At 63.8% G+C, this 25,611-nt stretch carries 25 protein-coding genes and 1 pseudogene; 14 read left to right on the top strand and 12 right to left on the bottom strand.

The window, feature by feature from the left end:
- The first annotated feature begins 39 nt into the window (after positions 1-39).
- Together QM797_RS15320 and QM797_RS15315 are read left to right on the top strand one after the other, a co-directional pair.
- Positions 40-861 (top strand): hypothetical protein, encoded by an 822-nt coding sequence (locus tag QM797_RS15320; RefSeq protein WP_283276492.1) that lies wholly within the window; start codon positions 40-42, stop codon positions 859-861.
- On the top strand, positions 858-1,388 hold the full coding sequence (locus QM797_RS15315) for an LpqN/LpqT family lipoprotein (RefSeq protein ID WP_283276491.1): 531 nt from the start codon (positions 858-860) through the stop codon (positions 1,386-1,388). Before QM797_RS15320 ends, QM797_RS15315 begins: the two co-directional genes overlap by 4 nt.
- A 1-nt stretch (position 1,389) precedes the next feature.
- On the opposite strand, the gene QM797_RS15310 is transcribed toward QM797_RS15315, so the two are convergent.
- Together QM797_RS15310 and QM797_RS15305 are read right to left on the bottom strand one after the other, a co-directional pair.
- On the bottom strand, positions 1,390-2,313 hold the full coding sequence (locus QM797_RS15310) for an ABC transporter substrate-binding protein (RefSeq protein WP_283276526.1): 924 nt from the start codon (positions 2,311-2,313) through the stop codon (positions 1,390-1,392).
- Positions 2,314-2,386: 73 nt separating this feature from the next.
- Positions 2,387-4,690, bottom strand: a complete 2,304-nt coding sequence (locus QM797_RS15305; protein WP_283276490.1) for an ATP-binding cassette domain-containing protein — start codon at positions 4,688-4,690, stop codon at positions 2,387-2,389.
- Positions 4,691-4,863: 173 nt separating this feature from the next.
- Here QM797_RS15305 and QM797_RS15300 point away from each other — a divergent pair, with 173 nt between their 5' ends.
- Entirely contained in the window at positions 4,864-5,328 is a 465-nt protein-coding gene (locus QM797_RS15300) for a PASTA domain-containing protein (RefSeq protein ID WP_283276489.1), read from the top strand.
- A 1-nt stretch (position 5,329) separates the two neighbouring features.
- On the opposite strand, the gene QM797_RS15295 is transcribed toward QM797_RS15300, so the two are convergent.
- Positions 5,330-5,869 carry a DUF2231 domain-containing protein gene (locus tag QM797_RS15295; protein WP_283276488.1) on the bottom strand — a complete coding sequence of 180 codons (540 nt, stop codon included), beginning with the start codon at positions 5,867-5,869 and terminating at the stop codon, positions 5,330-5,332.
- Between the two features lie 89 nt (positions 5,870-5,958).
- Here QM797_RS15295 and QM797_RS15290 point away from each other — a divergent pair, with 89 nt between their 5' ends.
- Positions 5,959-7,455 (top strand): acyl-CoA synthetase, encoded by a 1,497-nt coding sequence (locus QM797_RS15290; protein WP_283276487.1) that lies wholly within the window; start codon positions 5,959-5,961, stop codon positions 7,453-7,455.
- 7 nt (positions 7,456-7,462) lie between these two features.
- Here the strand turns inward: QM797_RS15290 and QM797_RS15285 are convergent, their stop codons facing one another.
- From QM797_RS15285 to QM797_RS15275, 3 genes and pseudogenes are all read right to left on the bottom strand, one after another.
- Positions 7,463-9,271: an HNH endonuclease signature motif containing protein gene (locus QM797_RS15285; RefSeq protein WP_283276486.1), complete on the bottom strand. Its 1,809-nt coding sequence runs from the start codon at positions 9,269-9,271 to the stop codon at positions 7,463-7,465.
- 46 nt (positions 9,272-9,317) lie between these two features.
- Positions 9,318-9,569, bottom strand: a complete 252-nt coding sequence (locus QM797_RS15280) for a DUF3253 domain-containing protein (protein ID WP_283276525.1) — start codon at positions 9,567-9,569, stop codon at positions 9,318-9,320.
- Between the two features lie 15 nt (positions 9,570-9,584).
- Positions 9,585-9,713 (bottom strand): annotated as a pseudogene (locus tag QM797_RS15275) (DUF2256 domain-containing protein); the annotation flags it as partial.
- Between the two features lie 22 nt (positions 9,714-9,735).
- Between QM797_RS15275 and QM797_RS15270 the strand changes: the two are divergent.
- On the top strand, positions 9,736-10,302 hold the full coding sequence (locus QM797_RS15270) for a peptide deformylase (RefSeq protein ID WP_283276485.1): 567 nt from the start codon (positions 9,736-9,738) through the stop codon (positions 10,300-10,302).
- A 149-nt stretch (positions 10,303-10,451) separates the two neighbouring features.
- On the opposite strand, the gene QM797_RS15265 is transcribed toward QM797_RS15270, so the two are convergent.
- Positions 10,452-10,802: a hypothetical protein gene (locus QM797_RS15265; protein ID WP_283276484.1), complete on the bottom strand. Its 351-nt coding sequence runs from the start codon at positions 10,800-10,802 to the stop codon at positions 10,452-10,454.
- An 84-nt stretch (positions 10,803-10,886) separates the two neighbouring features.
- Between QM797_RS15265 and QM797_RS15260 the strand changes: the two genes are divergently transcribed.
- Both QM797_RS15260 and QM797_RS15255 read left to right on the top strand, forming a co-directional pair.
- Positions 10,887-11,300 carry a DUF6992 family protein gene (locus QM797_RS15260; protein WP_283276483.1) on the top strand — a complete coding sequence of 138 codons (414 nt, stop codon included), beginning with the start codon at positions 10,887-10,889 and terminating at the stop codon, positions 11,298-11,300.
- A 142-nt stretch (positions 11,301-11,442) separates the two neighbouring features.
- A complete protein-coding gene (locus QM797_RS15255; RefSeq protein ID WP_283276482.1) occupies positions 11,443-12,711 on the top strand; it encodes a glycoside hydrolase family 183 protein in 1,269 nt (422 codons plus the stop codon).
- Here the strand turns inward: QM797_RS15255 and QM797_RS15250 are convergent.
- Both QM797_RS15250 and QM797_RS15245 read right to left on the bottom strand, forming a co-directional pair.
- Positions 12,644-13,306 (bottom strand): hypothetical protein, encoded by a 663-nt coding sequence (locus tag QM797_RS15250; RefSeq protein ID WP_283276481.1) that lies wholly within the window; start codon positions 13,304-13,306, stop codon positions 12,644-12,646. The genes QM797_RS15255 and QM797_RS15250 overlap by 68 nt on opposite strands.
- Positions 13,303-14,259 carry a hypothetical protein gene (locus QM797_RS15245; RefSeq protein WP_283276480.1) on the bottom strand — a complete coding sequence of 319 codons (957 nt, stop codon included), beginning with the start codon at positions 14,257-14,259 and terminating at the stop codon, positions 13,303-13,305. The genes QM797_RS15250 and QM797_RS15245 overlap by 4 nt, the downstream gene beginning before the upstream one ends.
- A 320-nt stretch (positions 14,260-14,579) precedes the next feature.
- On the opposite strand from QM797_RS15245, the gene QM797_RS15240 reads away from it, so the two are divergent.
- The 6 genes from QM797_RS15240 (at position 14,580) to QM797_RS15215 (ending at position 22,228) form a co-directional block, all read left to right on the top strand.
- A complete protein-coding gene (locus QM797_RS15240; RefSeq protein WP_283276479.1) occupies positions 14,580-15,560 on the top strand; it encodes an ABC transporter permease in 981 nt (326 codons plus the stop codon).
- Between the two features lie 31 nt (positions 15,561-15,591).
- Entirely contained in the window at positions 15,592-16,512 is a 921-nt protein-coding gene (locus tag QM797_RS15235; protein ID WP_283276478.1) for an ABC transporter permease, read from the top strand.
- A complete protein-coding gene (locus QM797_RS15230; RefSeq protein ID WP_283276477.1) occupies positions 16,505-18,406 on the top strand; it encodes an ABC transporter ATP-binding protein in 1,902 nt (633 codons plus the stop codon). Before QM797_RS15235 ends, QM797_RS15230 begins: the two co-directional genes overlap by 8 nt.
- A gap of 35 nt (positions 18,407-18,441) precedes the next feature.
- Positions 18,442-20,130: an ABC transporter family substrate-binding protein gene (locus QM797_RS15225; protein ID WP_283276476.1), complete on the top strand. Its 1,689-nt coding sequence runs from the start codon at positions 18,442-18,444 to the stop codon at positions 20,128-20,130.
- A gap of 191 nt (positions 20,131-20,321) precedes the next feature.
- A complete protein-coding gene (locus tag QM797_RS15220) occupies positions 20,322-20,780 on the top strand; it encodes a hypothetical protein (RefSeq protein WP_283276475.1) in 459 nt (152 codons plus the stop codon).
- 89 nt (positions 20,781-20,869) lie between these two features.
- On the top strand, positions 20,870-22,228 hold the full coding sequence (locus QM797_RS15215; RefSeq protein ID WP_283276474.1) for an acetamidase/formamidase family protein: 1,359 nt from the start codon (positions 20,870-20,872) through the stop codon (positions 22,226-22,228).
- Between the two features lie 73 nt (positions 22,229-22,301).
- Here the strand turns inward: QM797_RS15215 and QM797_RS15210 are convergent, their stop codons facing one another.
- On the bottom strand, positions 22,302-22,919 hold the full coding sequence (locus QM797_RS15210) for a TetR/AcrR family transcriptional regulator (protein WP_283276473.1): 618 nt from the start codon (positions 22,917-22,919) through the stop codon (positions 22,302-22,304).
- Between the two features lie 85 nt (positions 22,920-23,004).
- Here QM797_RS15210 and QM797_RS15205 point away from each other — a divergent pair, with 85 nt between their 5' ends.
- On the top strand, positions 23,005-24,357 hold the full coding sequence (locus QM797_RS15205; RefSeq protein ID WP_283276472.1) for a cytochrome P450: 1,353 nt from the start codon (positions 23,005-23,007) through the stop codon (positions 24,355-24,357).
- Positions 24,358-24,359: 2 nt separating this feature from the next.
- Here the strand turns inward: QM797_RS15205 and QM797_RS15200 are convergent, their stop codons facing one another.
- Together QM797_RS15200 and QM797_RS15195 are read right to left on the bottom strand one after the other, a co-directional pair.
- A complete protein-coding gene (locus tag QM797_RS15200) occupies positions 24,360-25,223 on the bottom strand; it encodes an alpha/beta fold hydrolase (RefSeq protein ID WP_283276471.1) in 864 nt (287 codons plus the stop codon).
- A gap of 47 nt (positions 25,224-25,270) precedes the next feature.
- Positions 25,271-25,567, bottom strand: coding sequence for an antibiotic biosynthesis monooxygenase family protein (locus tag QM797_RS15195; protein ID WP_283276470.1), 297 nt, complete (start codon positions 25,565-25,567; stop codon positions 25,271-25,273).
- Between the last annotated feature and the right edge of the window lie 44 nt (positions 25,568-25,611).

Here is a 25,611-nt window from a genome sequence, read left to right as displayed (position 1 = left end):
TGGGTTCGGATTTGGCGGACAATGCATCTCGGTTGGCTCGTGGTTTTTGTCGTCCTGTCTGCGGCGTCTGCAGCAATCCTTGCGACCGTCGGTCTTCTGTTCGAGAAGCTGCACCCGGATGTGCTCATGGGTTTGTCGTGGCTTGCGTTCTTGGTGGTCCTGCCACTCGGGCAGTCTGTAGTGTTGTCCGGCATCGGATCTGCGCGGCTGTCACGTTTCGTGCGACCAGTTCACGTCGTCGCGGCCGGCCGAGGTTTGTTGGTGCCCGGTCGCGGAGACTTCCTGATCCGGAGCTTGATCTTCGCCTTTGTTGTACTGCTCGGCGTGTCGTACTTCCATTGGAGAGACGACGAACCCGGACGTCGCCAGTTCAGGGCGGAGATATCGACGCTCGTCGGTGCCCCGGTGGTGCTGCTGTGCTTCGTCCTCGGTTTCGTCATCGTCAACGGGACGAGAATTTCACTGCATCCCGACGGCATAGTGCAGGAGATCTATCGACGTCGGGCATGGAAGGTGACCAGCGACGTCACGGTTGTCCCGTGGGACGAGATTGTCGACCTGCAACCACAGACGCATCCGAATCCGGCCGTGCCCCATCCGCACTTGTACCCCACTGTCCGCGTTGTGTATCGCGAAGCCGACAGCGAATCGGATCAGGTGCTGGTACTGATGGTGTGCGAGAAGAAAGTCGAACCCAACTCGTTGTACGCCCTGTTGCACTGGTGTCGGGACAATCCCTGGGCCCGTGCGCAACTGGGCCACGACGATGCGCGTGAATTACTGCGTCCGCCGAGTCTGCTCGAGCGCATCCGCGCCGACCGAGCCGCGTCGATCTCCGTTGGAAGGAATGCTGTCCAGTGACGGTTCGAGAGGGATCGATCGAAAGCCTCCTGCAGCAGCAGGGTGTCGAACTCGTGCCCGTGCATCGCAGCGAATGCAACAGGTTCGGTCTCGAACTGCCGACAATGCCGGGCTGGGGCCTGGTTCCCGAGCACTTGTTCCCGCATGCCACCGCGGTGCTGTGTTCGCCGGCGAACGCCGTTGACGGGTTCGTGCCGAATGCAATGGCTCTGGTGGGTAAGTTCACGCGATCAGTGGACCCGATATCGCTGCTGGAGTGCGGGTTCGGGGATTCACGGGCGTTGCCCGGTTGGGCCGAGGTCAGTCGCGACCGAGCACCGCTGCGCGGACTACGGTCCGTCTCGATCGCCGGTCGATACGACTGGGGCGGTCGGACGTTGTTCGCCCGGACCCGCTATGTCGTCGTCCACCACATTGTCGATCAGTACCTCTTGCAGATGACGGTCACCCTGCCCGACTTGACCAGGGATCGATTGGGCTGGGCAGCAGACGAGTTCGTAGACGAGGTGCGGATCGGGTACGAGTGACCTACGCCGGAATCTGCTGGACGACGGCGGCCACGGCTTCCACCTGGTCTGCCATGCGGGGACCCCATCGACTCGACAGGTCCTCGTCCATCGGGAAGATTCGGCCGTCCCGCACCGCCGTCATCGATCCCCACCCCGGCCGAGCTGCCACGGATTGGGCTGTCACTCCGCAGCATTGGGCGTCGGCGAGAAACACCATGTCGGGGTCCGCGGTGATCACCGTCTCGGCGGACAGCTGCGGGTAGTCGCCTGCATCGGAGCCGTCGGCGATGCTCTGCAGACCGAACAGGCCGTAGATCTGGCCGACGAAGCTCTGGCTGGACACGGTGTATAGCGTGTCGTCGAGTTCGTGGAAGTACGTCAGCGGCTCTTCGCGCGTCGGCACGCTCGCGACGGCGGCGTCGATCCGGTCACGCATCTGTGCGACCACCGCGTCGCCTTCGGTGTCGTGCCCGGTCGCGTCGGCCACTTGTTCGATCTGCGAGTACGCGTCGTCGAGGCTCGTAGCGGCCGGCAGCAACAGCGTCGGGACACCAGCCTCGGCCAGCGTGGAGCTCACCAGGCCCAAATCGGTCGAGGTGATCACCAGATCGGGGTCGTACGCGACGATCGCCTCGAGGCTCGGCGTGAATGCTGACAGGCCGGTCTTGGGCGCGTCGGCCGGATAGTCCGACTGATCGTCGACGGCCGCAACCTGCTCACCCGCGCCGACGGCGAACAGGGTCTCTGTCGCCGTCGGGCTGAGCGAGACGATCGTGCGGGGCATCGCGTCGATGGTGACGGTCCCGCCGTCCGAGCCCGACGGGATCGACTTGGGAAACTCCCCGCTCGACGCAGCGGTCGGGGTGGCAGGCGGTGCGTCCGTCGTTGCGCTGCCGCACCCGGCTGCGACGAGCGCGACGACCGCGAACCCTGCTGAGATCATTCGTGCCGATCGACGCTGCACTGCCACTCCTGTGTCCGATGTCCCTGGAGGGCCAACACTATCGGGTCTTCGGTCACCGCCCCAGGCTGCGCGCCAGGTACCGCCCGGTGTGGGTGTCCGAGGCGAGCAGTCCCTCCACCGTTCCGGTGAACGTGATCAGGCCGCCGTTGTGCCCGCCGTCGGGGCCGAGGTCGATGACCCAATCGGCAGCCGCGACGACGTCGAGGTTGTGTTCGATGACGATGACCGATCTGCCCTCGTCGACCATCCCGGACAACAACGCGATCAAATTCGACACGTCCGACGGGTGCAGACCGGTCGTCGGCTCGTCGAGTACCAACACCGGCGACGACCCGACCAGTTCGGTTGCGAGTTTGAGGCGTTGGCGCTCGCCACCGGACAACGACGACAGGTTCTGGCCGAGTGAGAGGTAGCCGAGGCCGACGTCCCGGCACCGCCGCAGAATGTCGCGGATCTTCTTGACGTCGAAGAAGTCCTGCGCGTCCTCGACGGACATCTCGAAGATGTCGGCGATGCTGATGCCGTCGACGGTGTGCCGGATCGCGCCCGACCGGAACCTCCGACCCTGGCACGTCTCGCACGTGCTCGTCACCGGGTCGGTGAACCCGAGATCGGTGAAGATCACGCCACTGCCCTGGCAGTCGGGGCATGCACCGTCGGAGTTGGGTGAGAACAGCGACGGCGGCTGGCCGGTCTTCTTGGCGAAGTACGCGCGGATCGGGTCGAGTAGTCCGGTGTACGTCGCGGGGGAGGAGCGGCGCGAGCCACGGATGGGGGCCTGGTCGATGATCACGGCGTCCGGCGCGGCCTCGCGGAGGTGTCCGTGGATGAGGGAGGACTTGCCGGAACCGGCGACCCCGGTGACGGCCGTCAGGACTCCCAGCGGAACGTCGACGCTGACGTCGCGCAGATTGTGGGTGCGCGCTCCGGTGATGCTCAGCCAGCCCGAAGGGGCACGCGGAGTTCGCAATTCGATGTTCTCGCGCCGTAGCGCGGCACCCGTCCGGGTGTCGGCGTCACGCAGCTCGTCGTAGGTTCCCTCGAACACGACTGTGCCGCCAGCTTTTCCGGCACCGGGCCCGATCTCGACGATGTGGTCGGCGATGGCCATCACCTCGGGGTCGTGCTCGACGACGAGGACGGTGTTGCCCTTGTCGCGCAGGGCGAGCAGCATGTCGTCGAGGCGGTGCACGTCGCGAGGATGCAGCCCGGTGGTCGGCTCGTCGAAAACGTAGAGCATGTCGTTGAGTGTGGCTCCCAGGTGCCGCACCATCTTGATGCGTTGCGATTCACCACCGGACAGTGAAGACGTAGCTCGGTCCAGGCTGAGGTATCCGAGCCCGAGGTCGACGAGTCTGCGTAGTTGCGTGACGATTTCGTTCGTGAAGGTGCCCAAGCCCTTGATCTGCCAGCCGTCGATCCGGTCGGCGAGTTCGGATACCTGCATGGCGAATGCGTCGGGCAGGGACAGCCCTTCGAGAGTGGCACCGCGGATGGTCTCGTTGTATCGGGAGCCGCCGCAGGCCTCGCAGGTGCCGCGGGTGACGATGCGCTCGAACGCCAGCTTGGACTTTCCCTTGAGCGCATCGGCGTCCTTCGCCAGGTAGCTGCGCCGGAAACGGGAGACGATGCCCTCGTAGCTCTTCATCACGGCGTCGGGGTTCGCCACCTCGACCTCGCCGGGCTTGGCGTCGAAGAAGACGTGGCGCTCACGGGCCGAGTACTGCTCGATCGGGACGTCGAGATCGAACAGACCCGAGTCGGCGAACACCCGGTACGGCCATTTGCCGACCTCGAAGTCCGGATGCTTGAACGGCCCTTCTCGCAAGGACTTCGACTCGTCCACCAGTTCGCCCAGGTCGACGACCTTTGCTTCGCCGAGCCCCTCGCACTCGGGGCACATTCCGGCGGGATCGTTGAACGAGAAGGCGTTGGCGTAGCCGATCGACGGCGTGACGCCGCGGGACCACAGCATGCGCAGCCAGTCCCCGATGTCGGTGATCGTGCCGACCGTCGAACGCGGGCCACCGAAGAGACGCTTCTGGTCGACGATCACGACGGCAGACAGGTTGGCGATCAGATCCGCGTCGGGCCGACCGTAGGACGGAAGGAACGTCTGCGCGAACGCGGTGAACGTCGAGTTGATCTGTCGTTGGGCCTCGGCGGCGATGGTGTCGAAGACGAGCGATGACTTGCCCGACCCGGAGACGCCGGCGAACACGACGAGCGAACGTTTGGGCAGGTCGAGGCTTACATCACGAAGATTGTTCTCGCGGGCACCGCGAACGATGATGGTGGACAGGTCCTGGGCAGGTGTCGCTGGCTGAGTGGAGATCATCGGCTGGGCTGGAGTCATTGCGCGGGAGTCGCCTTTCGCCGCCCCTGACGCTGGTTCGTCCGGGGCCGACGCAGTCTACCGTACGGCGTACGGAAATGCTTGGGGAGCGCTAAACGTAACAGACTGACCGGTATGACGATTTCACATGGGCACCGGTTGCAGCAGGCTATCGGCCGTACCGAAAGGTTTTCATGACAAGCAGTAGCCGTTTCCGCGTGCGGTCGGTCATCGTGTTCGCCCTCTCCACGATCGTCCTTGCGGGCTGCGGATCACAGGACTCCGCCGAGCCCGAGGTCAGTACCGAAGTGCGGACGGTCACTGTCGAGGCGACCGCCCCCGCGCCGACGTCGATCGAGAGAATCGTCATCCCGGATGCGACTGTGCCTGAATCGGCTGTGCCCGAACCGACCGCGTCGGAGCCGGTCCTCGTCTCCATGCCTCCGGTTGTCTGCATGAACTTGCAGTCCGCTCAGAACGCGATTCAGGCGGCAGGGGTCTTCTTTTCTCGGAGCGAGGATGCGTCCGGTGAGGGCCGGATGCAGGTCAACGACTCGAACTGGATTGTCGTGGAACAGAGCCCGGCCCCCGGCACCCTTGTCGGCGAAGGAGACGCGCTGCTGTCGGTGGTGAAAATTGGGGAACCGAACAACTGCTGACCTAGCGGCGAATGCTGTGTTTGCCTGCTGGGGCTGATTCCTCCCCGGTCGAGCTGTAGGCGAGGTGACCTCCGATGAGTCCGCCGACGCTCGCGGTGGCCAGACCGGCCGCGGCGAGGGCTTTCGCGAGTCCGTCGGTCTGCTTCCGTCGGCGCAGGTAGGAACCGAGGAACAGGAATACGCCGGTCGCGTTCGAGGCCGCGTGGATCATCCCAACCCGTCGTTGGCGAGTGTTCATCGTCGACCAGTCCGCCCATCCGGTGGCGATTGCTGCCGGTGCGGACGCCAGCCCGACGGAGATGACCAGTTTGCTCGCCCGAGACTGGTGATCCATCAGGTCGAGGACCACTGCGCTCGTCCAGCTGCCGATGGTGACGTTGACCAGCGCTGGGTGGATGGGGTGTCCGATCCACCGGCCGCGGAGCGCGGAACCGACCACGGTGTCGTCGAGTGCGGGCGCGAGAACTCCGTTGATCGCGTTGCTGGCTCCGTCGAGAAAGGAGGCCGATTCGAGGCTGTCGAGTGCTTGTTTTGCTGTCATGCCTCACCGAATGCCCCGTCCGAGTTTCACGAACCCTCGTACCGACAGAACCCGGGACGGAACGTTTGGACGTCCTATAACGTCGGGTGATGAGTAGCGGAACACGAGTGAACACCGTCGACGGCGTACTACGTCGGTCGGCAGCGAAATTTCCCGACCGCCTCGCCGTGACGTTCGAGGGGCGTAGCTACACCTACAGAGAACTCGATACCGCTGTCACCCGCGCCGCTCGTCGACTGCGTGCGATGGGGTTGGAGAAAGGTGACCGTGTGGCAGCGTACGGCGTCAACTCCGATGCGTACGTCGTCGCGTTCCTCGCTTGTGTGCGAGCCGGATTGGTACATGTTCCGATCAACTACGCGCTCGTGGGCGAGGAATTGCAGTACTTGCTGGAGCAGTCGGGCTCGCGCGCGGTGCTGGTCGACCCAGCGTTGGCGGCCACCCTCGACTCGGTTCGTGAACACCTGACGATCGAGCATGTGGTCTCCCTTCCCGATGTGCTGGGCGAGGACGGCGATGGTTCCGAACTCGACTCGGCCGCAGAATCGACCGACCTCGCTCAGTTGCTCTACACCTCGGGAACGACGTCGAAACCCAAGGGCGCGATGATGTCTCACGGCGCATTGGTCGCGGAGTACGTCTCGTGCGTCATCGCGCTCGGGTTCACCCAGGACGACGATCCGTTGCTTGTGATGCCGATGTACCACTCGGCGGGGATGCACGTGTTCATGCTGCCCTACCTGTCGGTGGGTGCCACGGTGCGCTTGATGCGTAAGCCCGACGTTCCGGAAATCCTGCGCCGCATCGAAGAAGAGAAGATCAAGTCGCTGTTCCTGGCCCCGACGGTGTGGGTTCCGCTGGCCAATCACCCCGATCTGGAGACGCGCGATCTCTCGTCGTTGAAGAAGGCGCAGTACGGGTCGTCGATCATGCCTGTCACCGTGCTCACTCGGCTGCGTGAGCGGTATCCGGACATCGAGTTCTACAACTGCTTCGGGCAGTCCGAGATCGGCCCGCTGGCAACGGTATTGCAACCTGCCGAGCACCAGGCGAGGCCGGCGTCGTGCGGCCGCGCGGTGTTCTTCGTCGAGACCCGCGTCGTCGACGCCGACGGTAACGATGTGCCGGACGGCGAGCCCGGCGAGATCCTCTACCGTTCCCCTCAGTTGTGCGACGGCTACTGGGACAAACCGGAGGCGACGGCAGATGCGTTCTTGGACGGTTGGTTTCACTCCGGCGATCTGGTGACCCGCGATGCCGAGGGGTTCATCACCGTGGTCGATCGGATCAAGGATGTGATCAATACCGGCGGCATTCTCGTTGCGTCGCGCGAAGTGGAGGATGCGATCTACACCCATTCGGCGGTCGCCGAGGTCGCGGTGATCGGGACCCCCGATGACCGGTGGATCGAGGCGGTGACGGCTGTCGTCGTACTCAAGGACGGGCAGCAGTTGTCGGCGGAGGCACTGATCGACCACGTCAAGGGCCGCATCGCGCCGTTCAAGGTGCCCAAGACAGTAACGTTCGTCGACGAGTTGCCGCGCAACCAGAGCGGGAAGCTGCTGAAGCGAGAGTTGCGCGGTTGACCTGTTCTCAGGCTGCCCGCCGTTTTCGTCGGTGGTAGCTGGGGATGGGTTGCCTTCTGAGGTCGATGGATTCGGGTGGGATGGCGTAGGGGTGTCCGTCGTCTCCCATGATCAGTTGCCAGTCGCCGTGGTGGACGAGTCGGTGGCATTCCCCGCAGACCAGTGCGAGGTTGTTCAGATCGGTTCTGCCGCCGTGTTCCCAGAATTTCACGTGGTGGGCTTGGCACCACTGTGCCGGTCGGCCGCACATCACGCAGCAGGTATCGCGGATGGTCAGGGCGATGCGTTGGTCGTCGCTGGCGAGTCTGGTGGTGCGCCCGAGCGCGAGGGGGACGCCGTGGTCGTCGACGATGACCGGGGTCAGGTCGGCGTCGCAGGTGAGGAGCTCGGCGAGGGTGCGACTGATCGGGCCGGTCCAGTCGAGGTTGAAGGGCCAGTCGGCGTCGCCGGGCTCGGGTGCAGACTTCTGCCCGGCACCACCACCGGCCGCCTCGCCCCCTGCATACGTATCGCCGGATCGTGAACTGTCGCCGGCACCAGTACTACTGTCGCGGACGCGGCGACCGCCGTCTGCACCGGATTGTGAACTGTCGCCGAAACCAGCACTCCCGCTGACGCGGCGACCGCCGTCAGCGCCGGCATCGGGAACCGCCTCGGCGTCGCCGGTTCGTGACTTGCCGCTGGCACCAGCACTGCTCCCGCTGACGCGGCGACCGGCGCCACGATCGGGGTCAGCGTCGGAATCACCGGTGCGGGTAATGCCGTCAGTACCGGCACCGTGTGCAGTCGAACCTGTTGTTGCGCTTGCGGATCGGTCTTTGTTGCCGTGAGTGAGCAGGTCTCGCAGCGGGACGATCAGATGCACCGACGCCCGCGACCCACCCGCCGTCCCGCGGGTACTGCCGCGCAGGTGTCGGTCGAGGATTTGATCGAGTGCGTCGGCGCGACGCTTCGACGGGCTACGTGGGTCGCGTTCGCCACCGGGGCCCGGCCGCGGCGCAGTCAACGGAGACAGGGCGGTGAGCAGCTTCTCGGCGAGGAGCCGGTCGACGTCGCCGCCGACGTGGAAGCGGCCATTGGCTAGAGGATGAACGTCGAATCGATTCAGGTTAGGATTCTCCGACACCGGCACCGGCGGTGGTCCCGACGGAACAGGCTCGGGCCCAGCAGGTTCGGAATCACCTGCGGTGCCCGAGCCTCCTGCATCGTTCGAACCATCTGTATTACCTGAGCCACCTACATCACCCGAACCACCCATAGTGTCGGTGGCGCTCGACCCGGCGTTGTCCCTGCCTGCCTGTTCCCTTTCTCGTTCGCGTCGTTCCTTCTCCGCCTTCTCGTGTCGAGCACGGGCGTCTTCCGCCGCGGAATGCGCCAGCGCCTGCGCCCGCGAGGTGACCTGACCGGCAGTGCTGCGCATCGCGGTCTCGAGAAGTTCGGCGACCACAGCGTCGCAGTGGTCCTCGTCCAACGTCGGATCGGCCACCAGAACGACGGCGTAACCCTCGGCGATCGCCGTCGCGTGCGCGGAATGAATCTCACCACCAGCGAGAGCATTCAACACGATGGGCCGGCCTGTCAGCCAGTACCCGACCTCCATCTGGCGGGCGGCCGATCCGTCGGTGATCCGAACCGACCGCGCATACCAGCGCGTGACGGAAGAATGTCCGAGTTTCATCGCCAAACCACGTCGGTCGATCTCGGCGAGCAACGTCAATCTTGCTGCAGCAAGCGCATTTTCGTGGGAGGTCACGTCTGCGAGCTCGGAGACCAATTCCTGGTCCGCGAGCTCGAACACATCCCCCCATGTCTTCACGACACGAAAGCTATACCCATCCACCGACAAGTTTCTGCGGCGTTGGTCAACGCTTCCAACGAATACGGATTGGGCCCTTCGCCGTGGAGGGATCGACGACGGATCCTTTCTGGGTGATCTCGACTTCTCCCGCGTCGACCATGCGGCGAGCAGCGCGGCGGACCGGCTCCATCAACTCGCGCCATCCGTCGTCGGACAGTGCTCGTGCGACGTCGGAGGGGCAGATCGTGGCGTCGCGGGACCGGGCGTCGAGCAGGGCCCGGATGTTGTCTTCGAGTTCTTTGTCGGTGGTGCTCACCTTGTGCCGCCGGCATGCGTCGCTGCAGTACTTGATGTCATCCCAGTTCTTCTCCCACTTCTTGCGCCATTCGATTCGCCGTCCGCACGACGCGCAGACCTTGTCCGCGGGGTGAGCCGTGGGGGAGCGACGAGAACGAGCCATGCTCCGACAGTAACCTTCTCGCATGGCGATTCGACCCATCCTCATTGCCGGCGACCCGCGGCTGACGGCCCAAGCCACTCCCGTCACCGAGTTCGGTGCGGAACTGGCGGCGTTCGTGGCCGACCTGTTCGAGACGAACACCGCCGCGCACGGGGCCGGCCTCGCCGCCAATCAAGTCGGTGATCCACGTGCGGCTTTCGTCTACGACCTGCGCGACGGCGGTGTCCAGCACCGCGGGCACGTGGTGAACCCAGTGCTCGATACGTCGGCGATCCCGGAGACGATGCCCGACCCGGAAGACACCGAAGGGTGTCTGTCGGTCCCGGGGGAGCGGTACCCGACTGGACGCGCCGAGTGGGCCCGCGTCACCGGGGTCGATGTGGAGGGCAATCCGGTGACGGTCGAGGGCGAGGGATATCTGGCGCGGTGTCTGCAGCACGAGTGCGACCATCTGGCCGGGCATCTGTATCTCGACCGCCTGATCGGCCGCAACCAGCGTGCAGCGAAGAAGATGATCAAAGCCAATGGGTGGTTGGGGCCAGGCAACAGTTGGCTGCCCGGATCCGACTCGAACCCGTTCGGGTGGTGATCAGCAGGTCCCGGTGAATACGTACAGGGGCGGAGGGAACGACGTCGGCGTGACGTCCACCGCTGCGGCGATGCCAGGCCCGGGTTGCGTTGCAGCGCAACCGGTGAGCGCAAGCAGTGCCAGTCCGCAGAGCGCGCGGCCGACGATTATCAGAACGGGTTGTAGATGTAGAGCATGCGGTAGTCCCATTCCGAAGACCCGGCCGGGATTCGTACCTGGGTCAGCACACGGCCGTTTTGCGTGCACGAGCTCTGGCCATGGAACGACGAGCAGTCGATCTGCATGCTCGTCCCGAATGGGCTGATGATCAACGACTTGGTGCTGCCGAACGCCGCAGGGTCGAAGGCGCTGACGAAACTCGAAGTGGAGTCCTTCGGACCGAACGGGTTGTCGTCGGGTGCAGCGGATGCTGTGGGCGCGAGGAGCAGTGCGGCGCCGGTCGCCAGCGCAAGTCCGGTGAGAATCTTCTTCAGCATGGTGGCTCCGTCGGTTTCGAGCACGAATACTCAGTCCTCACTGGATCGACAGCAACCGACCTCGCGTTACGAAGCTGCCCTGCCGCCGAACACGGCACACTGGAAACCATGACTCCAATCGAAGCTCCCATCGTCGCCGAGCGACTCGGCCGTCGCCTTACGTTGTGGGGCGGTGGAAGTGTGATCGTCGGAACGGTGTTGGCATTGCGCGGCACCTCGCCTGCCCGTCGTGCGTTCGGTCAGCAGACCGCCGGGTGGGGTGCGATCGATTTGGCGATCGCCGGCGCCGGGGCGCTCAACTCCTCGGTCCCGACTTCCACGAGCTTGAGCAAGCTGCTGTGGATCAACGCCGGCCTCGACGTCCTCTACATCGCGACCGGTGCGCACATCGCCGTCAGGAAGCCTCGATTCGGCCGCCGGATCACTGCCGACCAGGCGTTGGGCCACGGAACGGCAGTTGTCGTCCAGGGCGTAGCGCTGCTGGTCCTGGATACGACGCACGCGCGCATGATCCGCCAGTAATCACACGAGTGTAATTCCCGCAGTAGGCGATTTGTCAAGCACCGACACGCCTCATTTGTTGCGCGATAAGTAGATTTGCGTAACACTCGTCCCATCAGTCACATCAGTATCGTGGGTCACACGGGAAACGGTGGGTTCGTCCATGCGTGTACGTAGTCGGCAGATCGCTGTCGGGGCTGTCCTGGCGCTGGCAGTGAGCGGGCTCAGCGCTCTGACCGCGCCTACCGTCTCGGCCGAGCCGTGTGGTGGCCTCGGGGGGCCGGGCTCGTCGCCGCTGTTCGGGTCGTCGGGCAGTGCCGGGATGTCGGGAAAGAACCCGCAGGGGCCGCAAGGGCCTCTTCCTCGGATCACCGGCAATACGCAAAGCATCGCCTGGGTCACCGGCCCGCAGAGCGTCAACGACACCTACAACACCCTGGCGATGTCGGGAACCGACCTGGGCATCAGTTGGGACAACGGCTCCGGCCAGATCCTGATGGCGTTCGGCGACACGTTCGGTGATTGCTCATCCGGCAACGCCCAGTGGCGCAGCAATGCGCTTTTCCGGTCGGACAAGGCGTCGACCGATCTCTCCCAAGGAATCAAGATCGGTCCTGCAGACCCCGCGAACACAACCTCGGGTGCGGTTGTCCGGGGGAACAATCCACGCTACGCCGCCGAGATCATCTCGAGCGCAAAGCTACCGAGCGTCGAGGACACGACCATCCCCACGGCGGCCATTGCGATCGGCGACACCCAGTACATCAACTACATGTCGGTGCAGAGCTGGGGCGCACCCGGTCGCTGGATCACGAACTACTCTGCGACGGCGAAATCGACCGACAACGGCCAGAATTGGACGACGGATCCCAAGACGATCCGCGTCAACAAGGGCGTCACGATCCCCGGCTTCACCAACGTCCACGAGAGCCAGGGGAAATTCCAGCAGAGTGCCTACGTGCTGAGCCGCGACGGCGAGACCTTGTACCAGTTCGGCACGCCCAACGGACGATTCGGTGATGCCTTCGTCTCGCGAGTTCCGTCGGCCGAAGTCGAGAATCTCGACGCGTACGAGTACTCGACGCAGGATCCTGATCCAATCAAGCAGTGGTCCAAGAACATCGGCGATAGCGTCGCCATCGTCAAGGGTCCGGTCAGCGAGATGTCGGTTGCGTGGAACGACTACCTCGGCCGCTACGTGATGATGTACGGGGACGAGAACTCACGAACGTTGGTTGCGCGCACTGCCGACAATCCCGAGGGACCGTGGAGCGCGCCGAAGACCATCCTCGACGCGAATCAGACGGCCGGCGGTATCTATGCACCGTTCATTCATCCGATGTCGAGCGGAAAAGACCTGTACTTCACTGCTTCTCGGTGGTCGGACTACAACGTGCTCCTGCTGAAGACGAACCTCGATGCGCTGAAGTGATCGTCGCGGACCGTTGGGCGGCTTCGCCAAGGTAGGCGTCGACGTCCAGATCGAGGTCTGCGGAGAGCAGCCCGCGGCGAATCGTCGAAAGATACCTGCTCGACGGTTCGCCGGGCTCCCGCACGATCGAGCTGGTCAGTGTGAAGGCGGGTCTTCCGTCGATGTCCGGAAGCCTGAGCAGTGCATCGTATTTCCCGCGGAAGCTCTCGCCCTCGCGATCCACTGCCAGCTGCGACCACTGTCCGATGGCGAGCGTCTCCGTCGCCTTGACGTCGATGGCTGCGACGACGTTCTCGACCGCAGCCAGATGAGCGAACTGAGCTCGTTCGATCAGATATCCGTGCGCCACAGATCGATTGGCAGCATCGACCGTCGTCGAGACGAAGGCGGATGCTCCCGTCCAGCGCCGCGAGACTCCCGCGAAATACAGCGGATAGTCGATCCACAGCCACTTCTGTTCGGCAGGTAGAGCCGTCGAGGGTGCCGGTGGGTGCGCACCGAATTCCGAGTGCTCGTCGGATCCGGTCAGGTAGGTATGGAACCTCTCGCGCAGCAGGTTGGACCCGTACGAGACGTACCACAGCCGATCGATCATTCGGCCTCGAACAGCTGCCGGTACGCCTCGGCGAGTAGGTCGGCCGCGAGATCGTGGTTGTGTGCCGCTGCGCCCGTTGAATTTCCGGATCGCATCAGGCGAGCATTGAGGCCGTAGGCGAGGTCGTCGAAAGTGTCGTCGTCGATACCCAGGTCGACGTCCACGTCCTCTTCCAACAGCGCCCCGAGGTCGATCGACCAGGACCACACGCGCTCGTCCCGGTACGGTCCGCGTCCGGCGCTGACGGTCTCGTTGGAGACCTCGAGCTGCTCGTCGGTCCGGTCGCGCGGAACGTTGGTGTTGATGCGCAGGTCCAGCTCGATCGTGTCGTCGTCGTGCATGATCTCGTCGACTCGCAGGGTCTCGAATCCTCCGCATGTCAGCGTCAGCAAATTTCGAGGACCGCTGTCGTCCTGTGCGTCCGGTAGAGCGCTGATCTGCCACAGGTACTTCTCGGTGTTCGCCGGGTCGGGGATCGAGGAGTTGATGTAGTCGGCCACGATGCTGCGGATGGCGGGGTAGGCGATGTGGTCGGACAGGTCCCAGAACCGTCGACGACTCTGCCCGACGGCAGCGTTCAGCAGCGTTGCCCGCTTGGCGCGTTCTTTCGGTAGTGCAGTTTTCGCGCTCGGTGCGTCGCCGATCGCAGTCGGCTCCGCCGGGCGCTGACGCAGGTCGGTCAGTTGCGAGACCAGCGCTGTCAACTGCTCGAGCTTGTCCTCGGTCCCGGGGGTGAAGTGGAGCGACTCGATGTCCGCCCAGATGTCGCGGTCGGCGGCGAATTGGGCTGCAACGGAGTCGGAGTATCCGACGAAGGCCTCGGCGTTCGTAAAGTACAGGATGTACAGCCCGGATCGGTGATCCTTGGCCGCGAATGTCGTGGCGATGGATCCGGTGTCGATGACATCGAACCGCTCGAAGGCGAACCCGTCGGGTGTGGAATCAGTCGGCATGGTCGAGAATCTACCGACCTCGACAACAACCACCTACTTTTCGTTCTGTCCGCATTGTCGGAAATTCGTTACGGTGCCCGATGAATTAGGGGACCCTACGAGTGCCTGTTCGTCAGACTCGTTCTGCCGCCGCGGTTTCCGCATTGTCCGATGTGTCGGAGTGAGTTCGGCTACCGTGAACGAAAGGCGAATTCGTGGTGCTATCTTGTGGAATGTCTGTTTCCACCGCTAACGAAACAAGCAGGTAACACGCGGTGTGAACAATGCCGAGAGCGGTGCCATCGGGCACGGCCGTGGTGCTCGATGGAAGGTGGTTGCGCGTGGGCGGTTATCTTGCGCGGAGGTTGCTGAACTACGTCATTCTGCTGCTCATCGCGACGTTTCTGACCTACCTGCTGGCCTCGCTCACGTTCGATCCGCTGTCCAATCTGCTCAGTCGCAATCCACCGCCGTCGAGCGCTGTACTCGACGCCAAGCGCGCGGCGTTGCACCTCGACGACAACCCCGTGCTGCGCTATCTGAAGTGGCTGTGGGCAGTCCTTCACGGTGACTTCGGTCAGACCATCGCGGCCGGCTCGGTCAACGACGAACTGTGGCGACGCATCCTCGTCTCGCTGCGGTTGGTAGTACTCGGCACCGTCCTCGGCGCGGTACTGGGAACACTCGTGGGTGCGTACGGTGCCGTCCGGCAGTACAAGATCTTCGATCACGTCGCGACGGTCGTGACGTTCATCCTGATCAGCACCCCGATCCTGGTTCTGGCACCGGTTCTCAAATACCTTGCTGTGCAGGTCAATCAGAGTACCGGCAGTCAGTTCTTCCAATACACCGGTGAGACGTCGACAACGCTTGCCCCCGGTCTGATGAACGAAATTATCGACCGCGCACAGCATTTGCTGTTGCCGACCGTCGTCCTGATGTTGTTCACCATCGGTGGCTACAGCCGCTACATGCGCAGTTCCATGCTCGACGAGCTGAACATGGACTACATCCGCACGGCCCGCGGCAAGGGGCTCACCCGCGGGCGCGCGATCTTCAAGCACGGTTTCCGTACTGCTCTGATCCCGATGGCGACGCTGTTCGCGTTCGGTATGGGCGCGGTGATCACCGGTGCCACCTTCACCGAGCGCGTCTTCGGTTGGTACGGCATGGGGGATTGGCTGATCTACGGCATCACCAGTCAGGACATCAACATCACGCTCGCGGTCTCGTTGTTCACGGCTCTGTCGGTGCTCGTCTCCGGCATGTTGACCGACATCTTCACTGCCGCTCTGGACCCGCGCGTTCGCTACGCGGACTGACCCACCACTTCGACCAAGGAAAGGATCGGCGATGGCGACACCTGTGGTTCCCGAGATCGCGGCGGTGAACGGCCAGGGCGAGACGACGGCCCCGATTACCCGCCGTCGACTGGTGCTGCGCCGGTTCCTGCGCAACCGGCCGGCGTTGGCCGGCATCGTGGTGTTGGTGGCGATGTTCGCGGGGGCATTCGTACTCCCGCATTTCATCCCGTTCACCTACGAAGAACTCGACGCGTACGCGCTCAATTCGCCGCCGACCACCCGGCATTGGTTCGGCACCAACCAGATCGGGCAGGACGTCCTGGCTCAGACACTGCGCGGCCTGCAGAAGTCGCTGATCATCGGCATGCTCGTCGCGTTGATCTCCACGGTGCTCGCCGGTGTCGTCGGTGCGGTGGCGGGGTACTTCGGCGGCTGGACCGACCGTGCCCTGATGTGGGTTGCCGACGTTCTGCTCGTCGTCCCGAGCTTCCTGGTCATCGCGATATGCTCGCCGCTGTTTCGCGACAAGAGCTTCTTCATCCTGGTGCTGCTGCTTGCGGCGTTCGCGTGGATGATCACCTCGCGCATTATCCGGGCGATGACGCGATCGCTGCGCGAGCGCGAATTCATCCGCGCCGCAAAGTACATGGGCGCAACGCCGAGCAGTGTGATCGGCAAGCACGTGCTGCCGTCGATGGCCTCCATCCTCATCGTCGACGTCACGCTCAACGTGGGTATCGCCATCATCGGTGAGGCGTCGTTGAGCTACTTCGGCTTCGGTGTCCAGCGGCCCGACGTCTCTCTCGGCACTCTGATTGCGGACGGTACGTCGTCCGCATTGACGTATCCGTGGCTGTTCGCGTTCTGCTGTGGCGCACTGGTATTGATCGTGCTGGCGACGAACTTCGTCGGCGACGGCCTGCGCGACGCATTCGATCCGAACTCGACGAGGGGACAGGCACGTGGCTGAGGCTGTGCCGGTGTTGAAGGTCAGCGGACTCGAGGTCAGCTTCCCGAGTGAGGAAGGGCGCGTCACCGCAGTCCGCGGCCTGGACTATCAGGTGGACAAGGGCGAGGTCATGGCCATCGTCGGTGAATCCGGCTCGGGCAAGTCGGTGTCGTCATTGGCAGTCATGGGGTTGCTTCCGCAGACCGCACGCGTCACCGGATCCATCGAGCTGAACGGTCGTCAGCTGCTCGGACTGTCCGATCGTGAGATGTCCCGCGAGCGTGGGCGTTCGGTGGCGATGATCTCGCAGGATCCGCTGACCGCGCTCACCCCCATCTACCGCATCGGCGACCAGATCGCCGAGGCGATCTCCGTGCACAATCCGTCGCTGAGCAAGTCGAAGGTCGAGGAGCGCACCCTGGAGTTGCTCGATCTGGTCGGCATCGCAGATCCGAAAACACGGGCGAAGTCTTATCCGCACGAGTTCTCCGGCGGTATGCGCCAACGCGTCGTCATCGCGATGGCCATCGCGAACGATCCCGATCTCATCATCGCCGACGAGCCGACCACGGCACTCGATGTCACGATCCAAGCGCAGATCCTCGACCTGCTGCGCACGGCCCGTGACGTCACCGGAGCAGGCGTCGTTTTCATCACCCACGACCTGGGAGTCGTTGCCGGCGTCGCCGATCGAGCCATGGTGATGTACGCCGGGCGCGCCGTCGAAACTGCTTCCGTCGACGAGCTGTACGCACACCCGTCCATGCCCTATACCGTCGGCTTGCTCGGCTCCGTCCCTCGCCCGGATCGTCCCGCGCAGGAGCGGCTGGTGCCCATCGAGGGCACGCCGCCCGCTCTGGTTAATCTCCCGACGGGCTGCCCGTTCGGGCCTCGATGCCCGCTGCACACGGAGGCCTGCGACAAAGGCGAACCGCCGTTGATCCAGGTGGCCCCGAATCACAGCGCGGCGTGCATCCGCATCGATGCGGCCACGGCCGAGTCGGTGGAGGCCGAGTTCGAGGGTGCCCCGCGGTCGGAGGCCCCGGCGGAGTTGGTGGTGACTGTGCCGAAGGATGCTCCGGTGCTGTCGGTGACCGATCTGCACAAGAGCTACCCGATGTTCAAGGGATCTGTGCTGCGGCGTCGTGCCGGGGAAGTACCTGCCGTACAAGGCATCAGCTTCGATGTGCACGCCGGGTCCACTCTGGCAATCGTCGGCGAGTCGGGCTGCGGCAAGTCGACGACCCTGCTCGAGATCATGGAATTCGTAAAACCGCAGCAGGGTTCGATCCGCATCAACGGCGTCGAGCCCTACAGCCTGAGCCGCGCCGACCAACGAAAGTTGCGCGCACACATTCAGATCGTGTTTCAGGACCCGATGGGCTCGCTCGACCCACGTATGCCGGTGGGGGAGATCATCGCCGAGCCGCTGAAGATCAACGGCGTCCCGGTCGACGAGCGGACCCGTCGGGTTCGAGAACTGATGGACACCGTCGGAATGCGGCCGGAGCTCGCGGATCGGTATCCCACCCAGTTCTCCGGTGGGCAACGCCAACGTGTAGGTATTGCACGGGCTTTGGCGCTGAAGCCGTCGATCCTCGTCCTCGACGAGCCTGTATCTGCGCTCGACGTGTCGATCCAGGCGGGCGTGCTGAACCTGCTGCAGGATCTGCAGGAGGAGCTCGGTCTGGCGTATCTGTTCGTCTCCCACGATCTGTCGGTGGTGCGTCACCTCGCCGACGAGGTGGCCGTGATGCGCAATGGTGTGTTCGTCGAAAAGGGCCCGACGGCACAGATCTTCGACGCACCCCAGGACCCGTACACACGGGCACTCCTGAAAGCCATCCCCATCCCCGATCCCGTGCTCCAACGAGCCCGAATCGCCGAGGCTGCAAAACTGGCCGACGCAATCTAAGCCTGCTGCAACCGCACACTGAGAAAGGTGAACTGATGAGAGCCAAACTATTTCGGGCACTGGTCCCGATCGCGGTGGCCGTGACCACCGTGGGACTGGTGGCGGGGTGCAGCTCCGGCGATACCGGGCCGAACGCCGATGCGCCCGCGTCCTTCGACAGCGGAGCGCAGATCAATCCGCACCCGATCAGCGATCTGCAGCAGGGCGGGAACATGAACTTCCCGCTCTCGCAGGTGCCCACCAACTACAACTACTACCAAATCGACGGCACCACGGTCGATGCCGCGCGGTTCTATGCCGCGCTGATGCCGACGGCGTTCAAGGCAGCGCCCGACGCGAGCCTGTCGACCGCGACCGATTTCTTCACCGACATCACCGAGTCGGAGGTGGACGGCAAGCAGGTCATCACCTACAACATCAACCCGAAGGCCAAGTGGAGCACCGGCCGATCGCTCGACTACACGGATCTCGTTGCGACGTGGACGGCCAATAGCGGCAAGGATCCAGCCTACGAGGCGTCCAGCACTGCCGGCTGGGACAAGGTCGATTCGGTTGTCCGTGGCGAGAACGATCAACAGGTGATCCTGACGTTCGCCGAGAAATTCGCAGACTGGCGCTCCCTGTTCTCGCCGCTGATGCCTGCGGAGTCCGTGAACAGTGTCGAGGCGTTCAACACCGGTTCGGTCGAGACCATGCCTGCCACCGCCGGCCCGTTCCGCATCCGCGCGATCGAGCCCGGCGGTAAGCGCATTGTGGCCGAGCGCAACCCGGACTGGTGGGGTGAGAACCCGGCTGTGCTGGACACCATCACGTACTTGCCGCTGGATACGACGGCATCGATCGGTGCGCTGCAGAGCGGCGAGATCGACTACTTCGAATTGGGCAGCAGTGCAGACGCATTCAAGGTTGCCCGCGGTATCCCGAATGTCGACCTGCGGCAGAGCCTGGGCCCGCAGTACCGGCACTTCGACTTCAACGGAGCCCCGGGACGCATCACCTCGGACAAGGCCGTGCGATTGGCTCTGATGAAGGCGATCGATCGTGACTACCTGGCGACGTCCCAGCTCGGTCAGATCACCTCGAGCCCGACGGTCCTGAACAACCACATCTACGTGGACGGACAGAAGGGCTACCAGGCCAACAACGGCGCTATCACCTTCGACCCCGAAAAGGCGAAGGCCGAACTGGACGCGGCCGGTTGGACGATGAACGGGGAGTTCCGATCCAAGGACGGCAAGCAGCTCGATCTGCAGGACATCATTCCGGCCGATACACCGAACGCGACGCAGGAAGCGCAGATCATCCAGCAGAACCTCAAGGCAGTCGGCGCCAATCTCATCATCCAATCGGTACCGTCGGATGACTTCTTCGAGAAGTACATCCTCGTCGGTGCGTTCGATGTCACGCACTTCACCTGGGAGGGAACGCCGTACTCCTCGAGCAGTGACGGTATCTTCCGGTTGACGCCCGGGAGTACGTTACAGAACTACGGCCAGGTCGGTTCCGAGGAAATCAACGGACTGCTCGACGACGCCGCCGCAGAACTGGACGACGACGCACGAATCGCCGACTACAACAAGGCAGACGAAGCAATCTGGGCCGAAGGACACAGCTTGACGATGTTCCAGCGGCCATCGACCTATGCCACGAAGTCCAATCTCGCGAACTTCGGAGCTCCGGGATTCGGCGATCTCGACTACTCGAAGGTCGGGTTCCTGAAATAGGAAACGGGCTCGGATATCCGGTCGGTGTCGCGGCAGCCACTCTGGTTGTCGCGGCATCGACCGTTGTCCTTACCCCTCTTGGCCTGTTGGTAGCACTCGTGGTCCTGATCTGTACGGGTTGGTCGGTGGGGGTCGCTCTGCTCGCCGCACAATCCGCATCGCGGTCCTCTAGTCGAATTACCTTGCGACGAGTGCGGTTTCAACACCGCATGCGGTCGCGCGGGTACCTGGAAGTGCACGAGAGCGGTGGGCGGACCTGGTACCCCGCCTACTTCCACACCGGGCTGTTGGCGATCGTCCCCGACGCCGATGCCCGCATGAGCAAGTCGATCCTCGGCCGCCGAGCCTTTGTCGTGGAACCGGGAATTGTCGCCGTGCCGTCGGGGCGTCGTCGTACGGCATTGCCTCCAGGTGTCCCGCTGGACGCACCTCGGTTGAACGAGTCCGATCTGCGCACGCGCAGTGAGAGATTCGGATCGCTACGCCGCCGAATCATGCTCGACGCCCCCGCCGCGGTAGCCGGCCCGTTCATCGGTCTGCTGTGGCTGATCGTCGACGGGGGAGGATTCGCCCAGTTTGTCGCAGTGAGTCTGCTGGCTGCTGTTACCGCGGTCTGGTGGTCGGCGATCGGCGGCAGCGACCCCAGTTGAGCTGCTGAGCAATTGCGGCGACGCGCGTTCGTAACTGCCGAGAAACACCCCTGATCTACGTTCGAGATTCGGACAATTCAGGAGGCATCATGGCGCGGTCGATGGCGGGGCAGGCAGCGGAGACGATCACCAAGGGGATCGGTCGTCGAGGATTCATCCAGGCGGTGGCCGCTCTGGGAGCGGGCGTCGGAATTGCTGGAACGGCAGCGTGTTCTACGTCATCCTCGACGACTTCCGCTACGACCTCAGCGGCCCCGACGGCCGCCGGCATTCTTCAGCCCGGAGCCGGCGACATCTCCGGTGATCACTACCTGAGCTCGGAGGTCGACAAGGTCCTGTGGGGTTACGTTCCGACAGTCGAGTCCGAATCGGTGCTGCAGATGAAGTCCGGCGAGACGGTGACCATCGACGCCCTCAGTCATGAGGGAATCCTCGAAGATCAGGGCCGTGATCCTGTCGAATTCTTCGGCGGCAAAGGTGTTTCCGAGTCCGATGTACTTCAGGACGCGATCGACATCGCCGGTGGGTACGACCGGACGGTACGCAACTTCGATGTCGACGGCCCGCACGTGGTGACGGGCCCGGTGTTCGTCGAAGGTGCGCAGCGCGGTAACGTGCTCAAGATCGAGACGCTCGAGGCTATTCCACGCGTTCCGTACGGCGTGGTGTCGAGCAGGCACGGCAAGGGTGCTCTGGCGGTCACTGCATCGGGTGAGGCACCTGCGGGTATCAGCCTCGACGAGGTCATGCCGCCGATCGGAAGCGACGGCAGGAAGTCGGGTGACCCGACGCAGTACGGCAACGTGTCCACGTTCACCTCAGTCGAGGACGGACAAGGCGTGATGCGTTACGGCGATGCGGCCGTGCGCTTTCCACTGCGACCGTTCATGGGAATGATGGGTGTCGCGTTCGCCAGCGATCCGGGTCTGACGTCCCCGAACGCCAATTCGATTCCCCCGACGCTGGGCGGCGGCAACATCGACGTCGGTCTGCTCGGCGTCGGATCGACGTTCTACCTGCCCGTGTTCGCGGAGGGCGCGTTGTTCTATGTCGGCGATCCCCACATGGCGATGGGCGACGGCGAGGTGGCGCTGACCGCGATGGAGGGGTCGCTGCGCGGTACCTTCCGGCTCACCGTCTGCAAAGCCGGCAGTGGGGATGCACCATCCGTCGCGTACTCGTATCCCTTTGCCGAGAACGAGGATTCGTGGATTCCCATCGGCTTGTCCGATCCGGACGGTGCCGTCGGTGGCCAGGGTTCGGATCTGAACGCCGCCATGCGTCGCGCGGTGGTCAATGCTCTCGACTTCCTCGAGACGGATCTCGGCATGGACCGCGCGACGGCGTACGCATACCTCTCCGCGGCCGCGAATTTCACCGTCTCGCAGGTGGTCGACAAGACGGTCGGTGTGCACGGCCAGATCTCGAAGGCGCACTTCGACCGGTAAGAGTGCGCCTTCGGCGCAGTGGTGCGTTCAAGTGCCTCAGCGGGCACATAATCACGCCACTGCCGAAGGCACTTCATCGGTGCGCCGTCACGATGAATTGTCGTGCTGCGGCGTCGACGATCTCCGCCGGGGTGATGTCTATTTCGTCGTTCAGCCAGGCGATCACCAATTCGGCGAGTCCGCCGATGAAGAGCAGGCCGTTGATCTCCGACTGCGGTTGGGGGAAGGCCTGCTCACCGAACAGTTCGCGTGATTGTTCGGCGACCAGATGGGCGAAGGCGCGCATGGACTTTCGTCGGTACGCCCGGAGTGAGTCGACGGCCAGCGATTCGATCATCGCGACGCGGCCCTTGCGTGCGTCCTCGGTGAGCACGCCGACGAATGCGGCGATGGCGTTGTGCACCTGTTCTTCGACGGTAGGTGCGGGGGAGTGGAGTGCGTCCATGGCCTTGGCTCGAATTTCGTCGGATATCGAATCCACTACTTTTTCGAGGAGATCGTCTCTGCTGCTGAAGTTTTCGTAGAAGTAGCGTTCGGTGAGCTTGGCGCGTGCGCAGATTGCAGTCATGGTCGCGCCCTTTGCTCCGGCTGCCGCGAACACCTCGAGCCCGGCCTCGAGCAGACGGGCACGACGGTCGGCAAGGCGATCGTCTGCGCTCATGCCGTTGTAGCGGCGCGTGGTGGATGCCATGGATAGATCTTGACAGACGGAGTAAGTGTGACGCAGACTACATCTCATCTGACAGGCCGCTCTGTCAGATTGACGGAGGTCGACAATGGCACGTGTTCTGGCTGCTCCACCTGTTGATTCGACGCTCGAGCCGGTGTTCGGCGATGGCGGTCTGCCGGTAGTCGGTCACACCCTCGAATACATTCGCGACCCCCTCAAGCTGCTGGGCAGTCGGTGGGAGAAGTACGGCGAGGTGTCCTGGTTGACGATGGCCGGTCAGAAGTGGATCACCGTCCTCGGGCCGAACGCGTGCCAGCAGGTGCTGCAGAACGCGGACAAGGCGTTCGTCAACAGTGACGGATGGTCTCTGCTCATCGGACCGTTCTTCCACGGCGGTCTGATGTTGCTCGACTCCGAGGAACATCTCCGGCACCGCCGAATCATGCAGCAGGCGTTCACTCGCGATCGTCTCACCAAATCCGTCGACGCGTTGAACCCTGTCACGGCAACAGGATTGGACGCCTGGCAGGGCGGACGCGACGTCCAGGTCTACCCCGCGCTGAAAGCGCTGACGCTCGAGGTCGCAACATCGATCTTCATGGGCGGTGCCGAGGACAGTACCGATGCCGACATCGCACTACTGAACGCCAGTTTCGTGGCGTGCGTCCAGGCTGCGACGTCGATCGTGCGCTACCGCGTTCCGGGTACGCGGTGGAAGCGAGGGCTGGACGGCAGGGCTGTGCTCGACGGCTTCTTCCGGCGCTACCTACCGGCCCGGCGTGCCACCGAGACCGACGATCTGTTCTCCGTCCTCTGCCACATCGAGGGCGACAACGGCGAGCGCTTCTCGGACGACGAAGTGATCGACCACATGATCTTCCTTCTCATGGCTGCACACGACACGTCCACGATCACGCTGTCGACGATGATGCAGTACCTCGGCCAGCATCCGGAGTGGCAGGACAAGTGCCGTGCCGAGTCCGAGGCGCTCGGCACCGATGCGCCGTCGCTCGCGCAACTCGACGAACTCCCCAGCGTCGATCTGGTCATGAAGGAATGTCTGCGTTTGGTCTCGCCCACCCCGGTGGTTGCCCGCCGCGCAATCAAAGACACCGAGGTGCAGGGCAAGTTCGTCCCCGCGGGGACGTATGCGTCGGTCGCCCCGCACTTCACGCACCACATGGCGCAGTATTGGCCCAACCCCGAGGAATTCGACCCCGGCCGATTCGCCGACGACCGTCGTGAGGACAAGGTCCATCGCTATGCGTGGGAGCCGTTCGGCGGGGGCGTGCACAAATGTATCGGTATGTTCTTCGCCGGCGCGGAGATCAAGACGATCATGCATCACCTGCTGCTGCGGTTCGACTGGTCGGTCGATCCCGATTACGTTGCGCCGCTCAACTTCACGTCGCTGCCCTTCCCCGAGGATGGGCAGCCCGTGCAGCTGCGTCGGCGGTAGAGCTACCCGGCGCGGCCGGTGAGCCAGCCGATGATGTTCGCGGTGACCTCGTCGCGGTTGGTCTCGTTCAGAATTTCGTGGCGGGCACCGGGGTAAAGAGTGACCGTCACGTCGCTCATGCCGGCCTCGCGGTAGCGGGCAGCGAGGGTTTCGATCAACTGGCCTCCGCCCGCGAGCGGATCGTCGGTTCCCGACGTGATCAGCAGTGGAAGGTCGGAGCGGATCTGCTCGAGGTTGTGTGGATCGGCGAGCTTCTCGGCCTCACCGAACAGCGCGGGCACCGTCGACTCCGGCAGGTCGAAGCCGCACAGCGGGTCGGCGACGTACGCGTCCACTTCGGCCCCGTCACGTGAGAGCCACTCGTATCCGGTGCGGTGCTCGAAGGCGGCGTTGAACACGCTCAGGTCGCCGGCGGGGGCGTCGGCCATTCCGGCGGCGAGGATGTCCAGCGTGGTCGATCCCGACAGCACCACACCCTCGTACAGGTCCGATCGCTCGATCAGAACATGCTGCGCGGCAAACGAACCCATCGAGTGAGCGAACAAGAACAGTGGGAGGTCCGGGTACTCGTTCAGCAACGATTCGCCGAGTTGTTCGATATCGGCCCACAACCCGGCGAACGCGGCGGCCCCGAAGTCACCCGGCGTGTCGACGATCGAGTCTCCGTGGCCGCGATGATCGGACGCGACGACGTGGAATCCGGCGTCGTTCAGGGCGGCGGCGAAGCGGACGTAGCGGCTGCCGTGCTCGGCTAGTCCGTGCGCGATCTGCACGACACCGCGAGCCGGATCGACGGACGTGGCCCAGGTGTAGGTGCTGATCTCGATGTCGTCCTGCTTGGATACGAACGACGAAGCGTTGGCCACGGTTGACTCCTCGAAACGGCGATAGGGACGAAACTCGAACCTATCGGCTACGCCCGCAGTACCGGGTCGAAATGCTCGACGACGGGGAACGGCTCGTAGAAGTGATGTAACAGTGTCTTCCACGCCTGATACTGGTCGGACTGTCGAAAGCCCTCGGTGTGGTCTTCGAGGCGTTCCCATTCCACGAGCAGTAGATAGACATCGGGTTGCTCGATGCCCTTGGACAGAGTCAGATTCATGAACCCCGGCATCGAGGAGATGATCGACTTCGCGTCGGCGAAGACGGCCTCGAATTCTTTGGTTCGACTGGGGACGACGTGCAACAGAGCATGTTCGACGATCATCGAGACAGTATGACCGCGGGATGACAAAGCTCCCCGGACAACTG

Origin of the sequence: Rhodococcus sp. IEGM 1381 (genome assembly GCF_030056795.1) — a bacterium.
Taxonomy (GTDB): Bacteria; Actinomycetota; Actinomycetes; order Mycobacteriales; family Mycobacteriaceae; genus Rhodococcoides.
This window is presented reverse-complemented; position numbering and strand designations above follow the sequence as displayed.

Bases quoted from the DNA above. Each gene is read 5' to 3' on its own strand.
- QM797_RS15195 (WP_283276470.1), bottom strand. From the start codon at position 25,567: ATGATCGTCGAACATGCTCTGTTGCACGTCGTCCCCAGTCGAACCAAA.
- QM797_RS15235 (WP_283276478.1), top strand. From the start codon at position 15,592: ATGGCGACACCTGTGGTTCCCGAGATCGCGGCGGTGAACGGCCAGGGC.
- QM797_RS15210 (WP_283276473.1), bottom strand. From the start codon at position 22,919: ATGGCATCCACCACGCGCCGCTACAACGGCATGAGCGCAGACGATCGC.
- QM797_RS15245 (WP_283276480.1), bottom strand. From the start codon at position 14,259: ATGCCGACTGATTCCACACCCGACGGGTTCGCCTTCGAGCGGTTCGAT.
- QM797_RS15255 (WP_283276482.1), top strand. From the start codon at position 11,443: ATGCGTGTACGTAGTCGGCAGATCGCTGTCGGGGCTGTCCTGGCGCTG.
- QM797_RS15215 (WP_283276474.1), top strand. From the start codon at position 20,870: ATGGCGCGGTCGATGGCGGGGCAGGCAGCGGAGACGATCACCAAGGGG.
- QM797_RS15295 (WP_283276488.1), bottom strand. From the start codon at position 5,869: ATGACAGCAAAACAAGCACTCGACAGCCTCGAATCGGCCTCCTTTCTC.
- QM797_RS15250 (WP_283276481.1), bottom strand. From the start codon at position 13,306: ATGATCGATCGGCTGTGGTACGTCTCGTACGGGTCCAACCTGCTGCGC.
- QM797_RS15225 (WP_283276476.1), top strand. From the start codon at position 18,442: ATGAGAGCCAAACTATTTCGGGCACTGGTCCCGATCGCGGTGGCCGTG.
- QM797_RS15205 (WP_283276472.1), top strand. From the start codon at position 23,005: ATGGCACGTGTTCTGGCTGCTCCACCTGTTGATTCGACGCTCGAGCCG.
- QM797_RS15310 (WP_283276526.1), bottom strand. From the start codon at position 2,313: ATGATCTCAGCAGGGTTCGCGGTCGTCGCGCTCGTCGCAGCCGGGTGC.
- QM797_RS15270 (WP_283276485.1), top strand. From the start codon at position 9,736: ATGGCGATTCGACCCATCCTCATTGCCGGCGACCCGCGGCTGACGGCC.
- QM797_RS15305 (WP_283276490.1), bottom strand. From the start codon at position 4,690: ATGACTCCAGCCCAGCCGATGATCTCCACTCAGCCAGCGACACCTGCC.
- QM797_RS15260 (WP_283276483.1), top strand. From the start codon at position 10,887: ATGACTCCAATCGAAGCTCCCATCGTCGCCGAGCGACTCGGCCGTCGC.
- QM797_RS15290 (WP_283276487.1), top strand. From the start codon at position 5,959: ATGAGTAGCGGAACACGAGTGAACACCGTCGACGGCGTACTACGTCGG.
- QM797_RS15300 (WP_283276489.1), top strand. From the start codon at position 4,864: ATGACAAGCAGTAGCCGTTTCCGCGTGCGGTCGGTCATCGTGTTCGCC.